At 39.9% G+C, this 15,918-nt stretch carries 15 protein-coding genes; 12 read left to right on the top strand and 3 right to left on the bottom strand.

The window, feature by feature from the left end; translation table 11 throughout:
• Positions 1-14 precede the first annotated feature (14 nt).
• Positions 15-827 (bottom strand): alpha/beta hydrolase, encoded by an 813-nt coding sequence (locus tag OC25_RS06370; protein ID WP_039473047.1) that lies wholly within the window; start codon positions 825-827, stop codon positions 15-17.
• A gap of 172 nt (positions 828-999) precedes the next feature.
• Between OC25_RS06370 and OC25_RS06365 the strand changes: the two genes are divergently transcribed.
• The 12 genes from OC25_RS06365 to OC25_RS06315 all read left to right on the top strand — a co-directional run bounded on the left by OC25_RS06365 (position 1,000) and on the right by OC25_RS06315 (position 13,816).
• Positions 1,000-1,707 carry an esterase family protein gene (locus OC25_RS06365; protein ID WP_039473044.1) on the top strand — a complete coding sequence of 236 codons (708 nt, stop codon included), beginning with the start codon at positions 1,000-1,002 and terminating at the stop codon, positions 1,705-1,707.
• Between the two features lie 101 nt (positions 1,708-1,808).
• The gene (locus tag OC25_RS06360) at positions 1,809-2,876 is read left to right on the top strand and encodes an ATP-grasp domain-containing protein (protein ID WP_039473041.1); all 1,068 of its coding nucleotides are present in this window, start codon (positions 1,809-1,811) and stop codon (positions 2,874-2,876) included.
• A 28-nt stretch (positions 2,877-2,904) separates the two neighbouring features.
• Positions 2,905-4,005: a carboxylate-amine ligase gene (locus tag OC25_RS06355; RefSeq protein WP_039473039.1), complete on the top strand. Its 1,101-nt coding sequence runs from the start codon at positions 2,905-2,907 to the stop codon at positions 4,003-4,005.
• A 7-nt stretch (positions 4,006-4,012) separates the two neighbouring features.
• A complete protein-coding gene (locus OC25_RS06350) occupies positions 4,013-4,840 on the top strand; it encodes a type 1 glutamine amidotransferase (protein WP_039473036.1) in 828 nt (275 codons plus the stop codon).
• A gap of 7 nt (positions 4,841-4,847) precedes the next feature.
• Positions 4,848-5,534, top strand: a complete 687-nt coding sequence (locus OC25_RS06345; RefSeq protein ID WP_039473033.1) for a hypothetical protein — start codon at positions 4,848-4,850, stop codon at positions 5,532-5,534.
• A 15-nt stretch (positions 5,535-5,549) separates the two neighbouring features.
• A complete protein-coding gene (locus OC25_RS06340; protein ID WP_039473031.1) occupies positions 5,550-6,737 on the top strand; it encodes an ATP-grasp domain-containing protein in 1,188 nt (395 codons plus the stop codon).
• Between the two features lie 458 nt (positions 6,738-7,195).
• Positions 7,196-7,354, top strand: coding sequence for a FeoB-associated Cys-rich membrane protein (locus OC25_RS27290; RefSeq protein WP_082018525.1), 159 nt, complete (start codon positions 7,196-7,198; stop codon positions 7,352-7,354).
• Positions 7,355-7,366: 12 nt separating this feature from the next.
• Complete coding sequence (locus OC25_RS06335; protein ID WP_039473028.1) at positions 7,367-7,954, top strand: Crp/Fnr family transcriptional regulator; 588 nt, start codon at positions 7,367-7,369, stop codon at positions 7,952-7,954.
• 200 nt (positions 7,955-8,154) lie between these two features.
• Positions 8,155-8,685: a YceI family protein gene (locus OC25_RS06330; RefSeq protein ID WP_039473026.1), complete on the top strand. Its 531-nt coding sequence runs from the start codon at positions 8,155-8,157 to the stop codon at positions 8,683-8,685.
• 66 nt (positions 8,686-8,751) lie between these two features.
• A complete protein-coding gene (locus OC25_RS06325; protein ID WP_039473024.1) occupies positions 8,752-9,621 on the top strand; it encodes a pirin family protein in 870 nt (289 codons plus the stop codon).
• A gap of 251 nt (positions 9,622-9,872) precedes the next feature.
• Entirely contained in the window at positions 9,873-13,280 is a 3,408-nt protein-coding gene (locus OC25_RS06320) for a trifunctional glycoside hydrolase family 18/polysaccharide deacetylase/glycosyltransferase family 2 protein (protein ID WP_039473022.1), read from the top strand.
• Between the two features lie 65 nt (positions 13,281-13,345).
• Entirely contained in the window at positions 13,346-13,816 is a 471-nt protein-coding gene (locus OC25_RS06315) for a hypothetical protein (RefSeq protein ID WP_039473020.1), read from the top strand.
• A gap of 59 nt (positions 13,817-13,875) precedes the next feature.
• On the opposite strand, the gene ispF is transcribed toward OC25_RS06315, so the two are convergent.
• Entirely contained in the window at positions 13,876-14,355 is a 480-nt protein-coding gene (gene ispF, locus OC25_RS06310; RefSeq protein ID WP_039473019.1) for a 2-C-methyl-D-erythritol 2,4-cyclodiphosphate synthase, read from the bottom strand.
• 48 nt (positions 14,356-14,403) lie between these two features.
• A complete protein-coding gene (gene porV, locus OC25_RS06305) occupies positions 14,404-15,594 on the bottom strand; it encodes a type IX secretion system outer membrane channel protein PorV (protein ID WP_039473016.1) in 1,191 nt (396 codons plus the stop codon).
• Positions 15,595-15,918 lie beyond the last annotated feature (324 nt).

Raw genomic sequence — 15,918 nt, 5'->3', positions numbered from 1 at the left:
TAACGGCTGTAAAATTAATAGCCAAATGCCCAGCTTAAAAAAGCAGGCATTACACTTTCCCAGGTTGGCACATCATGTTTGCCACCAACCTTTTCGTAGTAAAAAAGATTATCAGGCCGTTTATATCCTTTTTTTAAGAGGAGTTTAACCACATCAATGGTATCATCAATAGAATCGATAATCATATTTTTATTCCTGTCGGCCTTTTCATCTTCAGTACCGGTCATTAACCAGAATTTCATTCCCGGTTTCGTGCTTGTACTTTCAATCCGGGCATGCATAATGCGGTCGGCATCCGTATAACCATCGGTCAGATCTTTTTTGCGCCACCAGAATGCTCCCGAAAAAACACCAACTACATCAAAAGCTGAAGGATTGTTCCAGGCGATATCGAAAGCCGATAAACCACCTAAAGAAAAACCTGCAAAACCGATTTTTCCGGTAATAGGCATGGCAATCTTCTTTTTAACAAAAGGTAAAAGCTCCTTAATTATAAAATCGGTATACAAATTCGCTTTCGCCCCACGCCCTTTAAAATCAGCCGTACCCGCTACACCATACTCCAACAAACGTTCTTCTGATGCTTTAATGGCCACAACAATTAACCTGTGGTTTCTTTTACCGTGATGCGCATGCTCCAAAATCTGGCTAAAATCCATTTTGGCAACATCCTGGCCATCATTCAATAACAGCAGTTCTATTTTTTCATTTCCCAAAATACCTTCGGGTGTATAAATATCTATTTCTACCTCATGTTTTAAATGAGCAGATGGTATTTTATAACTGTTGGTGTTAATTTTTACTGGTAAAATTGTAGTGTACATCATAATCAAAATCCCTGTCACATGGCTGTCGCCTCAGAATTAGGGTGCAAAGGTACAAATCTCTATAAACTATTAATTATCAAAGGTTAATTTTTACATTTCATCTTTAAATTACCGTTTAAAGTATTCTTTTTATAAATTTTAATTTATACCTTAAAACATTCAATTTTTTGTTATGGTTAAAGAAGAACATAAGAAATGGTACAGCCCTAACCTCAGCGGCGAAATCGACATGCTCATCTTTGGTCACAGTGGTATCCCCGTTCTGTTGTTCCCCACGAGCATGGGGCGATACTTTGAAAACAAAGATTTCAAACTGATAGATGCTGTAGAAGGCTTCATCAACGAGGGCAAAATCAAAATCTATTGTCCCGATGGAATTGATAAGCTGAGCTGGTACAACAAAAGCATACACCCGGCAGATCGGGTAAAAAACCACATCTGGTACGATAAATACCTGCTGGAAGAAGTTGCACCGCTGGCCAGGCACGAAACCGGTCACAATAAAATTATTACGGCAGGTTGCAGTTTCGGCGGGTATCATGCGGCAAATTTTGCTTTCAGGCACCCCTGGCTGGTTAGCCACATGTTTAGCATGAGCGGTGCTTTCGATATTACCGGTCAGTTAGATGGTTTTTACAACGATGATGTATATTTCAACAATCCTGTAGATTTTGTGTTGAATAACAGCAACCCCGAACTGCACTACATGAAAATTGTACTGGGCACTACGGATCGCGATATGTGCAGGCCCGATAATGAAAACTTATCTTCCATTTTAGGTAAAAAAGGGATCGACCACTGGCTGGATATCAGGCCCAATGCCGACCACGATTGGCCAATATGGCGGGAAATGTTTCCAGATTACATTGCGCAACTATAACTTCAGTCATTAGTACTAAGCCTTTTGTCTATAATCAATTAACATAAATAACTGTCCCGAAACAATTAACTAATTAAACAATTAAACTAAAAAATCTACCAATGAAAAAAATAGGGATTTTATTTGGACAGGAACGCTCTTTTCCTGAAGCCGTAATCGAAAGAATTAACCAAAAAGCAGAGAAAGGCATTAGCGCCGAAGCGGTTAAAATTGATAAGATGTTTCAGAATGCACCGCTCGGTTATGCGGTAATTATCGACCGCATTTCGCAGGATGTACCTTTTTACCGTGCATCGTTAAAAAATGCAGCCATTACCGGCACTGCCGTAATTAACAACCCCTTCTGGTGGAGTGCCGACGAAAAGTTTTTTAACAATGTGCTGGCCGAACAGATTGGTGTACCGGTACCGAAAACGGCTTTAATTCCTTCAAGGGAACACCCTGATGGTACAACCAGCGAATCTTTCTCTAACCTGGCTATGCCGCTGGATTGGGATGCCATTTTTGAATACACCGGTTTCCCCGCTTATATGAAACCATACGATGGCGGTGGCTGGCGAGATGTTTACAAACTACACAATAAAGAAGATTTTTTCGATAAGCACAGCGGTACCCAACAACTGGTAATGCTGCTTCAGGAAGAAATTATTTTCGAAGAATATTTCAGGTGTTATTGCATTGGTGGCAAGCATGTGCGCATTATGCAGTACGATCCGCGTAATCCGCACCACTTAAGATACGCCACCGAAGGTAAATCTCCAGATCCGAAATTGCTTAAAACAGTTGAAGAATATACCTTAAAACTATGTAAATACTTAGGCTATGATTTTAATACCGTAGAGTTTGCCGTACGTGATGGTGTGCCAATTGCAATCGACTTTTGCAACCCTGCGCCGGATGCCGATGTTAAAAGTGTTGGACAGGAAAATTTTGATTGGGTAGTAGAAACCACTGCGAATTATGCTATAGAAAGGGCAAAAGCACAAAAAGACGGACAAGACAATTTAACCTGGGGCGAGTACATTAAAGCTTCTGTTGGTGGTAAACCATTGGTAGCTAAGGCAGCGCCGAAAGCGAGTAAACCTGTTGCAGCTAAGAAAGCACCAGCCGCAAAGGCTCCAGCAGAAAAAGCAGTTGCCAAACCTAAAAAAGCAACGCCAAAGAAATAACAGGGATTAAAAATTAATATGCATTAACATGAATGAATTTACGCTGGGCATAGAAGAAGAATACATGGTAATTGATCCCGTTACCAGAGAGCTTACTTCTCACGAACAAAAAATTGTAGAGGCCGCACAAAAAATACATAAAGACCAGGTTAAGGCAGAAATGCATCAGGCCGTAGTGGAGGTAGGTACAGGCATTTGCCGCACCACCACCGAGGCCCGTAAAGAAATTTCCCAGTTGCGTTATACCGTATCGCAACTGGCCGGAGAACAAGGTTTAAGAATTGGTGCTGCAGGCACACACCCTTTTTCACATTGGGAAAAACAATTAATTACCGAACACCCCCGTTATAACGAAATTGTAAACGAACTGCAGGAAGCTGCCCGTTCAAACCTGATTTTCGGCCTGCACGTACATGTAGGTTTTCAATCGCGCGAACTGGCTATACACATTGCCAACCAGGTGAGGTATTTTTTACCCCATGTGTTTGCCTTGTCAACCAACTCCCCTTTCTGGGAATCGCGCAATACGGGTTACAAATCTTTCAGGACAAAAATTTTCGACAAATTTCCGCGTACCGGAATTCCTGATATTTTTAACAGCATTGAAGATTACGACAATTACGTAAAACTACTGATCAAGACCAATTGCATGGATAACGCCAAGAAAATCTGGTGGGATATTCGTGTACATCCTTTCTTCGATACCGTTGAATTCCGCATTTGCGATTGCCCGATGTTAATTGATGAAACGATGGCTTTTACAGCCCTATTTCAGGCTTTATGTGCCAAATTGTACAAATTACGTTTGCAAAACATGAAGTTTATCAGTTACTCAAGAGCCCTTATTAACGAAAATAAATGGCGTGCAGCCCGTTATGGCATTGATGGTAACCTGATCGATTTCGGTAAAGAAATGGAAATAAACTGTCGCAACCTGATTTTAGAATTATTGGATTTTGTAGATGATGTAGTGGATGATTTAGGCTGCCGTGACGACATTAATTATGTACATAAAATACTAGAACATGGTACCGGCGCCGACCGACAGTTGGCCGTTTACCAACAAACTGGTAACTTTGAAGCCGTAGTAGATTACATTACTACTCAAACACTTATAGGCGCAAAGTAATTTTATAATGGATAAAAGAGGCTTAAAGGTGGCTGTTATTGACATGAATAACGGCGCACCTAACCAGGGCATGCGGGGAATTCAGGAAATTTTATCCCGTTTTAGAAACGAAAACAATATCGATTTAACCTTTGATATTTTTGATTTAAGACAAAAAGGCGAAATACCGGGCATCGGTTACGATGCATATATTTCGAGTGGTGGTCCGGGAAGTCCGGTTGAAAGTAAAGGCGAAAAATGGGAAAATGATTTCTTCAATCTGCTCGATCAGATTGAGGAATTTAACCAAAACAATGAAGAAAAAAAGAAATACGCTTTTTTAATCTGCCACTCTTTTCAGCTTGCTTGCCGCAAGTACCAGTTGGGCAATGTAACCGAAAGACGTTCCAATGCATTCGGTATTTTTCCAATTACGCTTACCGGTGACGGAGAGCAGGATGAAATTTTTGAAGGTATTACCAATCCCTTCTATTCTGTAGATAGCAGGGATTGGCAGGTAATCGAACCTGATTTTGCTGCTTTTGAAAAAAAGGGGGCAAAGTTGTTGGCCATCGAAAAAGAGCGTAAACATGTGGATTTAGAACGCTGCATGATGTCGATCCGGTTTTCGGATGAAATAATCGGCACACAATTCCATCCGGAGGCCGATCCGGTGGGGATGAAAATGTACCTGTTGCAAGACGAAAGGAAAAAAGCCATTGTAGATATGCACGGCGAACAGAAATACCTGGATATGCTTAATAGCTTGGACGATCCGGCGAGGATTGTATTAACCCAAAGTGTTATTTTACCTAATTTTCTGCAAAAAGCAATCGGAAATTTGCAGGAGGCGTGATTTATTTATGGATATAAAGGAAGATTATAAACTTGAAGATATTGAATTACAAGACATTGAACACACTTTGGCAAGTGTAGCTAAATCTTTTGAAATAACACTACCGTCAGATGCATTTGGAGAAGTAAAAACATTCGGCGAAATCTGTGAGGTTTTTGAAAAAAATATTCCTTATAAAAATGAAGAAAGCTGTACGACTCAACAGGCCTTTTATAAGATTCGCAATGCCATTGCTATTTCGCAAAAAATAGATAGGAAAAATATTAAACCCAACACTCGCCTGGATGAAATTTTCCCAAGACTTGGGCGTAGAAAGAAAATAAAAGCATTTCAAAGAGAACTAGCTATACCTGTTAATTTTTTAACCATGAAAACATGGCTTTTGCTTTCCATTATTGCTGGTTTCCTAATCTCATTGGTAGCTTTTTTCTTTAACTGGAAATTTGCTTTAACAGGAATTTTGAGTTGCTTGATTTTTAATTGGATCGCAACCAAACTTCAACAGGAAATTGAATTAATTTCAATTGAAAATCTTGTTAAAAAAGTAGTCAGAGAACATTATTTACAGGCTAGACGAAATCAGAACACTATAAATAAAAGAGAAATCACAAAGGTTATTCGATGTTGTTTTGTAGCCGAACATGATTTAAAACCGACGGATTTATATCAAGATGCATTACTTTCTAAGTATTGACCAAATTACAAACCTATGATACCTGCACAACGCCAAAAATACAACCAACAGTTTACCACAGAAAAGTATAATGCTTTTTTAACCCAACTTGGTGAAGGTTATCCTGAAATTCCTTTCCGCGTTGCAGAAACCCCGATTTTTGTGCCGCAAGGCTTAAAAGAAAAACTAATTGCGGCAGGTGAAGAGATCATAAAACTGATTAAACAGCCTGATTTTAAAGCTTTAACTGATAAAGCCATCCCGGCAGATTGGAAAGTGCCTAACGAAAATGAACAGCCCCATTTTCTGACTTTCGATTTCGGCATTTGTAAAAACGATGCTGGTGAGCTTAGCCCCATGTTAATCGAAATGCAGGGCTTCCCATCCTTATATGGCTTTCAGCACCACCTGGCTAAAACTTTTAAAAGCAGTTTTGGGATTGATGATACTGTAAATCATTTCTTAAACGGATTTACCGAAGAAAAATACATCGCGCTGCTTAAAGAAGTAATTATAGGTAAGCATCAGCCTGAAGAAGTGGCGCTAATGGATGTTGATGCACATAATCAGAAAACAGCTATCGATTTTTTCGTTACACAAAAAATGCTTGGGATCAAGATTTTGGCTTTGGAAGACATTAAAAAAATTGGCAGGCAATTATTTTACGAAGAAGGGGGCAGACAAATACAGCTAAAAAGGATTTATAACCGATTGATATTTGATGAAGTAGCTAACGATACCCGAATTTTCGAAAACAGTTTCGATCCGCGCGAAGAACTGGATATTGAATGGGTAACCCATCCCAACTGGTTTTACCGGATCAGCAAATATACCATGCCATTTTTAAAGAGTGAGTTTGTACCCGAAACACGTTTTTTAAACGAAATAGAAACGCTGCCTGCCGATTTAGAAAACTACGTGCTAAAACCTTTATTCTCTTTCGCCGGCATGGGTGTAATTATTGATGTAAGCGCATCAGATATCACCAGCATTAAAGATCCCGAAAACTGGATTTTACAAAGAAAAGTCAATTATGAACCCGCGGTACAATCGCCCGATGGCGGTGTAAAAGCCGAAATCAGGATGATGTATTTATGGCCTGATGGTGGCGAACCCCAGCTCTGCATTAATCTGGCCCGCTTAAGCCGTGGTAAAATGATTGGCGTGCGTTACAATGCCAATTTTGATTGGGTGGGCGGAACGGTAGGTTTTATGGAAATATAGCCTTTTAACCAAGAAAAAACACAGCGATTTATTTCATTTTCTTAACCACCGAGTACACAGAGAAAGGTGCACAGAGTTATAATCTTTCTCACGACATAAAAAACTGAGACGCATCCTTCCGTGCATTCGTGGCTAAATTATCTACAGCTAAAATACGCTCTACATGCTTTGTGCAAAACTCCGTGCCCTCTGTCGTAAAAATTTAAATTTCATTTCTAACCACCGAGTACATAGGGAAATAGCACAGAGGTGCACAGAGTTACAATCTTTCTCACGACATAAAAAACCGAGACGCATCCCTCCGTGCTTTCTGTGAATCCGTGGCTAAATTATTTACACCTAAAATACGCTCTACTTGCTTTGTGTAAAACTCCGTGTCCTCTGTGGTAAAAAAATAGCATCCTAATAATTTACATTCAATTGAACAGCCAAACCCCAAAAGCCCTTATATTTGTGTTATGGATATTCAAACGATTTTAGTCTTTTTACTTTTTGCGGTAGCATTGGTATATGTTGGCCGTTTGGTTTTTAAATCTTTACAGGTAAAAAAGGATGGCTGCGGCGGTAATTGCAAGTGTGGAGTAGATTTTTCGGACATTAAACCTGCAAAAAAATAAGATTACGCTTTTATGATTCATCAGTTTCAGAAGTACCTGCAAGAAAAAATAGAGATTACTGATGAACAGTTCGAAAGCATTTCGACTGGATTAAAAGTAAAGAAATTCGAAAAAAACGAAATCCTTCAATATACCGGCGATAACCTTAAACATGGTTTCTTTGTAGGCAAGGGCTTGTTGCGGGCCTACTCTATCGATGTAAAAGGCAAAGAACATATCTTACAGTTTGCACCCGAAAACTGGCTGATCTCTGATCGCAATAACATGAATAACGAGCCTTCGATATTCTTTATCGATGCTATCGAAGCAACCGAGGCCGTATTGATGCCGAACGATTTTATGGAACAGGCTGCCAGTAAAGTACCCTGCCTGCAACCGATGCAAATCAAATTGCTGAATAATTCGATCCGCTTTATGCAAAAGCGCATTAACATGCTGCTCAGTGCAACTGCCGAAGAAAGATACCTCGATTTCATTAAACTTTATCCCAATCTTACCTTACGCGTACCCCAATGGATGATTGCCTCTTATCTGGGCATTACTCCTGAATCTCTAAGCCGCGTAAGAAAAGAACTGGCCAATAAACATTTCAAGCCTTAGGTAATTTTGAATGTATGAATTTTGAATGAGTGAATGATTTTGCTAAGCTAACATTCCAACATTCAATCCTTCCAACCTTACAACATCCAATCCCTCAACTACTTCCACATCCTTTCATTACTTAACATACATCAATTTTTCTGAAGAACCTTCGCTGTACTTTTGTGTTGTAAATATTAAACATCTCAAAAAACAAAAATATGGCAACTACAAAATGGACATTAGATCCAACCCACAGCGAATTACAGTTTAAAGTAAAACACTTAATGATTACTACTGTAACCGGTAGTTTAAAATCTTTCTCGGCAGAATTATCATCAGAAGGCGATGATTTTGAAAATGCTGAAATATCTTTTAAAGGCGATATCGATTCAATTGATACCGGTAATACAGATCGCGATAATCACTTAAAAAGCGGCGATTTCTTCGATGCGGCTCAATTTGCACACATTGAATTTAAATCTAACTCGGTAAAAAAAGACGGCGACGATTACATTGTTAATGGCGATTTAACCATTAAAGGCGAAACCAAACCGGTAAAATTAACTGCAGAATTTGGTGGTATTGCTACCGACCCATGGGGAAATACCAAAGCAGGTTTTACTTTGAGCGGAAAAATTAACCGCACCGACTTTGGTTTAACCTGGAATGCAGCTTTAGAAACCGGTGGTGTAATGGTAAGTGAAGAAGTACGCATTTTAGGCGAATTACAATTCGTGAAACAAGCATAAACGATAAGCGTTTGACGATAAGTGCTAAGCGCCTTACGCCAAACGCATTACAGAAAGGTTCCAATCATGGACACAAAACAAATAAATAACATACTTAAAGCACCTGCTCCACACATGGTGGGTGATGGCTTTAGGGTACATAATTTTTTCCCCAGCGGATACGAGATTGACATGAACCCGTTTTTCTTAATGGATTACGGCTCTAAAATTGAGTTTTCGGCCAGGCGCGAGCCTCGCGGTGTTGGGGTACATCCGCATAGGGGTTTCGAAACGGTAACTATTGCCTATCATGGTGCAGTTGCCCATCACGATAGTTCTGGCAATAGCGGTGTAATATACCCCGGCGATGTACAATGGATGACCGCTGCAGGCGGCGTATTACACAAAGAATACCACGAAGCGCAGTACAGCTTAACAGGCGGTCCTTTTCAAATGGTACAGCTTTGGGTAAACCTTCCTGCTAAACATAAAATGGGCAAACCTGGCTATCAGGCTATTAAACAAGCCGATATGGCGCATTTCGATTTACCTGAAAACGGAGGCAAAATCGAAATTATAGCCGGCAATTACGAGGGTATACAGGGAAGCGCCCATACTTTTACCCCAATTGAAGTATACAATGCACGATTGAATAAAGGCGCTAAAGCAAACTTTAGTTTCCCGGCCAACTTCAATACCGGTTTTATGGTAATTGAAGGAAGCATTAAAGTAAATGGCAGCGATACTGCTGCAGCAGATAGCTTTATTCATTTTAAGAACGAAGGAACAACAATCGAAGTCGAAGCGCTTGAAGATAGTGTGATTTTGATGTTAAGTGGCGAGCCCCTTAACGAACCAATTGTTCAATATGGCCCGTTTTTGATGAATACCGAAGCCGAAATACACCAGGCCATTGAAGATTATAACCAGGGTCGTTTCGGGTATCTGGAAGAATAATATAATAAGCGTTGATTTATTGAAATCAGCATTAAATGAGAAAACCGGCATATTGTAGAATCTGCCGGTTTTTTTATGCTGCTACAATTTCTGCTTACTAAAGCAAAGACAAAAAAAGTAGAAGCTTATACTTATTTCACTAGAAAAGAGTAATTTAGCATAAATTAACGATCGCCAGCTTCATCCCGTTTTATTTTCACATAATCTTCATATTCGTTAATGACATTTGACTATCAAATCAGAACAGAAAAATGTCCGGAAAACAAATATTTCAAACTGAGACTAAAACCCGCTGGAACACCTTTACATGGGTTAGCCGCACTTTCTTTTTAGTCTTCATTATCGCAATCATTTGCGTGGTGTACACCTTATCATCGGTACAAGCCCCAAATTTGCCATTTATTAACACCAACACACCTTTAACGCAGAAGCAGTTAGATAAGCTAAAAAAATCGCAGCAATACAAGGCCTTTTCGATCGAAAAATCACAACTCGAAAAGATTAAAAGAGACCGCGAGCACCGCCTGCTAAGTCACAGAGGCAACAGTAAACGCATTAACATGGCGTTTTATGTAAGCTGGGCAGGAATTAAAAAGGAATCACTATCTGACTTAAAAAGAAATATCAGCCATTTGGATATGGTAGCTACCGAATCGTTCTTTTTAAACGGCGATTCAATTGTAGATAAAGCTGATACCTCAGCACTTAAAGTGATACATGCAGGTAAAAAATCAGCCATTGCAGTTGTTTCCAATTACAACACCGACCACTGGGATGGAGCGGCGGTAAAACGCCTGTTAAATAATCAACCTGCCCAGCAAAAGCTGATTGGCGATTTGATTGCCATTACAAAAAAGTATGGATATAAAGGTATAAATATCGATTTCGAAGAGCTTAACCTCGAAAACAGCGACAGTTTTAATGCTTTCATGAAAAATCTTTACGAGCAGTTTCATGCGCAAAAACTAATTGTATCGCAGGATATTTCGCCTGAAAATGACGACTATAAACCCGAGATTCTTCAGAAATACAACGATTACATTGTACTGATGGCATACGACCAGCATACGGAACAGAGTAATGCCGGCGATATTTCGCACCAGGAATGGGTTGAAGAAAAACTGGATAACATTTGCAGTAAGGTTGATGCGAGTAAAGTAATCCTCGCCCTTGCCTGTTACGGTTACGACTGGCCGCAAAACAGCGTGGGTAAATCGGTTACTTACGAAGAAGCCATGATCAATGCTGTAAATTACAAAAGCAAGATCAACTATGATCCCGAATCGGCCAATCTAAATTATAGCTACAGTGATGGCAGCGGGATCAAACACAATGTGTATTTTACTGATGCTGCGACCTATTTCAATTTAATTCGCAAAGCTGATGACTGGGATATAGCTGGTATTGCACTATGGCGCTTAGGCTCGGAAGATAAACGCTTATGGAGCTTCATTTCAAATGACCTGAGTTTGGACACTTTGAAGCAAAAACCTTTCGACCTGCGCAAAATCGCTTCATTAAACATGGGGGGCATTTCATACATTGGTAATGGCGAAATCCTCGATCTCATTTCGACACCACAGCCGGGCATGGTTAAGTTTACCCTAAACAAATCTAATTTTTCTATTGCTAATCAGGAATACACCCGTTTACCCGAACAGTATGTAATTAAAAGATTTGGAGAAGCCGATAAAAAAATTGCCTTAACTTTTGATGATGGCCCTGACCCGGTTTATACCCCCCAAGTGATCAACATCCTCAAAAAAGAAAAAGTTCCGGGCTGTTTCTTTGTCGTTGGCATTATGGCCGAGCAAAACATGGAGCTGCTAAGACAGGAATATAATGATGGGTTTGAAATTGGTAACCATACCTTCTTCCACCCGGATATGTCGACTATTGGACCACGACGTGTAAAGTTCGAATTGAATGCTACCCGAAGGTTAATTGAAGCGGTGACCGGCCACAGTACAATTTTGTTCCGTGCACCATTTAACGCCGATGCCGAACCGCAGAATATTTCTGAAATATTACCGGTTGCCCAAAGTCGTAAAGAAAATTACATTAATATCGGTGAATTTATCGATCCGGAAGATTGGGAGCCCGGAAAAACTGCCGATCAGATTTTTAATGAGGTGGTAAAACAGCAGGATAACGGCAACATTCTTTTGTTGCACGATGCTGGTGGTAACCGCGAGGCCACTGTTGCTGCTTTGCCAAGGATCATTAAATTCTTTAAAGCCAAAGGTTATACATTTACCACTGTTGGCGATTTGATGGGCAAAAAACGTTCTGAGCTGATGCCAGCGGTAAAATCGACTGCCAATAGCGGCTTTTCAGGCTCTGGCGATTATTTTTTCATCAATTTCTTCTACTATGGCAACATCGTTTTAAATATCATCTTTTCTGTAGCCATAGTGCTGGCCATATTAAGAACCCTGTTTATCGCCTATCTTGCCATCAGGCAAAGGAAAAGAAGCAAGCAAAATGCAGGCAAACTGATTCAAAATCCGACTGAAAAAGTAAGCATCATAATTCCCGCTTATAATGAAGAGGTTACAGCAGTTCAAACCATTAATAGTCTTTTAAAAATTAATTATCCTGATTTTGAACTGATTTTTGTAGATGATGGTTCGAAAGATAAGACCTACGAAATTATTAACAACCAGTTTGGAAACCATCCGCAGGTTAAAGTGTACACTAAAACCAATGGTGGTAAAGCTTCGGCCTTGAACTTTGGCATCTCGAAAGCAAGTGCAGCATTTGTAGTTTGTATTGATGCCGATACCCAGCTTAAAAATGATGCCGTAACGGAACTGATGCGCTACTTTTACAGCGATAAAATAGCGGCAGTAGCCGGTACAGTTAAAGTAGGGAATGCACATAATATCATTACCAAATGGCAATCTATCGAGTACATTACCGCCCAGAATATGGACAGGCGTGCTTTCGATTTGTTGAACACCATTACTGTTGTACCGGGAGCCATTGGTGCTTTTAGAAAAGATGTAATTTTAGAAGTGGGCGGCTTTACCATCGATACGCTGGCTGAAGATTGTGATTTAACCATGCGCATTTTAAGAGCCGGTTACAGAGTAAAAAACTGCGCAACCGCTGTGGCTTATACCGAAGCACCCGAAACAGTAAGCATGCTGTTAAAGCAACGTTTCCGCTGGAGCTTTGGCGTAATGCAAAGTTTCTGGAAAAACAGAAAAGCCTTGCTTAACAAAAAATACGGCTATTTCGGTATGGTGGGTATGCCCAATATTCTGATTTACCAGATCATTTTGCCGCTGTTCTCTCCATTGGCCGATTTATTTATGCTGATATCGCTAATCAGCGGCTTATTTTCGCTTAGCGCCATTAATAACTTAACGCTAACCGGATTTTCGGGGATTTTGAGCCTTCACAATGGTTTTGGTCAGGTACTTTTCTATTACATTATTTTTATTGTGGTGGATATGGTTTTTGCTGCTATTGCCTTCCGCATGGAAAAAGAAAAGTATAAAAACCTGCTTTATCTTTTCCCACAGCGCTTTTTCTGGCGACAATTAATGTACGTTGTATTGTTCCGTTCAGTTAGAAAAGCCATAAAAGGCGAGCTTGGAACCTGGGGTACCTTAAAAAGAACCGGAAATGTAAAAGAACAAGTGGCCTTGTAGAATTTGAATTTAATTAAGGGTTTTAATCACAACCGGTGTATTAAAACCCTTAAATTTATATTGACATGAAAAATGCTAACCAAAATGTATTTTCCTTCGGCACGCTGTTTTCCATAGGATTAATTGCCGGCACTTTAGACGGATTGGCTGCAGTAATATTCCTTGCCAAAATGAATTTTGTGCGTGTATTCCAATACATAGCCAGCGCCATTTTGGGTAAAGCAGCCTACGCTGGAGGTGCTAAAACAGTGCTTCTGGGTTTGATCCTGCACTATTTTATAGCTTTTAGTTTCACGTTTTTCTTCGCCCTGTTAACGACCAGGATTTCAGCTTTAAGGAAGAATGTTCTGCTTTCTGGCATAATTTACGGCATTTTTGTCTGGACAATGATGAATTTATTGGTTGTGCCTTTAACTAAAATTCCACCAATATCTTTTCATGCCGAAAAAGCCCTGATTAATGCCATAATTTTAATATTTTGTATTGGCTTACCGGTTTCTTACCTAACCGCCCGTAGTTTACGATTTCAATCATAGATAACAACAAAAGTCAGGTTTAATGGCCAATGTGCTGTAAAACTTGAATCTTTGAATGTCTAATTTTTTTCTATCAGGCAAACGGCGTAGGCTACGACCCCTTCTTCCCTACCCACAAAACCCATTTGCTCGTTGGTAGTAGCTTTGATTGAAATATCTTCGGTAGAGATCCCGATTGCATCAGCAATGTTTTGCTGCATGGCCGGAATATGCGGGTTGATTTTCGGGGCTTCTAAACAAAGCATAGCATCAATATTGCCTACCTGCCAGCCCTTTTCGCTAAGCAACTTAACCGTTTCCTGCAAAAGGATTAAACTGCTGATTCCCCTCCATCTTTCATCTGTATTTTTAAAGTGGAAACCGATATCGCGCAGGTTGGCTGCACCTAAAAGTGCATCGCAAATGGCGTGCAACAACACATCGGCATCCGAATGGCCAAAAGCTCCTTTATGATGATCGAGTGTTACGCCACCTACTACAAAAGGGTGCTGATCTTTTAACTGGTGTACATCAAATCCGAAGCCTACTCTAATTTTCATTTGAAATTTGGGTTAATTGTTAAACTTTAACAGAAATGGTTAAAAGGATTAATTTTTAACCGCTTTCTTCTCGCCAAAGTTAAACAAAAGACCAAAACGTAAGGTATTGGCCAGCGGACTTGTTTGCGCATTTGCCAATAAATAAGAGAAATCGATATTAAAAACGTTGTATTTCAGGCCTAAACCAAGTGTAAAATAACGGCTATCGCCTTTCATCGGACTTTGATAATTGTACCCTGCCCTCACCGCAAATTGCTGGTTATACCAGTATTCCAATCCGGTTGAAATGCCCACCTCTTTAAGCTCCTCCTTAAAACCACCCGGTGCATCGCTAAACGATCCAAAAATACCAGCCGGTACCGAACGGTTCGGATCTTTGCCACTTACAATGTTATTGTTCGAATCGTAAATCGGTTGCGTAGGTACCAATAACTTATTAAAATCGAGTGCTAAGGTAATGGTACTAAAATCATCAACAATAATGGTAGAGGCCCCGCCAAGCTTTAAATTCGTAGGCAGGAAGAAATTCTGGCCACCATCCGAATAACTCATTTTGGTACCGATATTAGAAATATTGGCGCCGGCCGAAAGAATAGCCTGCTTACCAAACATGGAAGAAGTGGTTTTATATAATCCGGATACATCAACCGCAAGGGCATTTCCGCTGTGCACCTGCCCAGATGATGAAAACTGCCCGGAAGCAAGGTTAGAATAAATGTATCGCACAGAAGTTCCCAATGAAAATTCTTCGCCAAAATTACGGGCAAAAGAAACATCAAAAGCCAACTCGTTAGGATTCGAAATACCCAAATCCTGCTGATTGATATCAGTAAGCTGAATAGAACCCAAAGAAAAATACCTTAACGAGGCACCAATGGTATTGCGATCGTCTAGTTTATAAAAACCACTTAAGTAAGCCAGATTAATATCAGGTACCAGACTTTTTAACCAGGGGCTGTAAGAAACAGAAAAACCATAAGGCTTATCCAGAAATGCCAGTTTCGAAGCATTAATACTGGCCGAATTTACATCTCCGGCTACAGCCACACCTGCATCACCCATTGCACCTGCGCGGGCATCGGGTGTAATGAGCAGGAACGGAACTGCTGTTACAATATTATTCGACTCGCTCCCATTTGTCTGTGTATTCCCTATGGTAGCCTGAGCATGTGTTTTGCCATATAGCAATGCCATGGAGAGTGCAGAAAAAGCAAGCTTACTGATATACTTGAAATTCATCCTTTGTAAGGTCCGTAATTTTAGATTTTTGGTATTTAGTAAATACTCGAGAATATATCTTGTAACGTAAAACCAAAAATTATATTTCACCAAATTACGAATTCTATCATTATTTACTAATTAAACCTACGATTTTTACATACCGCTGTGACTACAGTTAGCTTAAGCGCTAAGTTAACAGCGCTTTAGCCTGTTATCTGTTTCAATAATAAACTTAATTTTTCATATTTCTTTATTCAGTGAGTAAAATTCATTGTTAACTTAATTTAATTGGATGCAAAGCCCCGATCTAAGGTCGGCCGCTAATTAAAACACTTTGCCAAT

The sequence above is a fragment of the Pedobacter kyungheensis genome, assembly GCF_000812965.1.
In the GTDB taxonomy this organism is placed as follows: Bacteria; Bacteroidota; Bacteroidia; order Sphingobacteriales; family Sphingobacteriaceae; genus Pedobacter; species Pedobacter kyungheensis.
The sequence above is the reverse complement of the archived record's forward strand: the minus strand, read 5'-3'. Positions and strand labels throughout refer to the sequence as shown.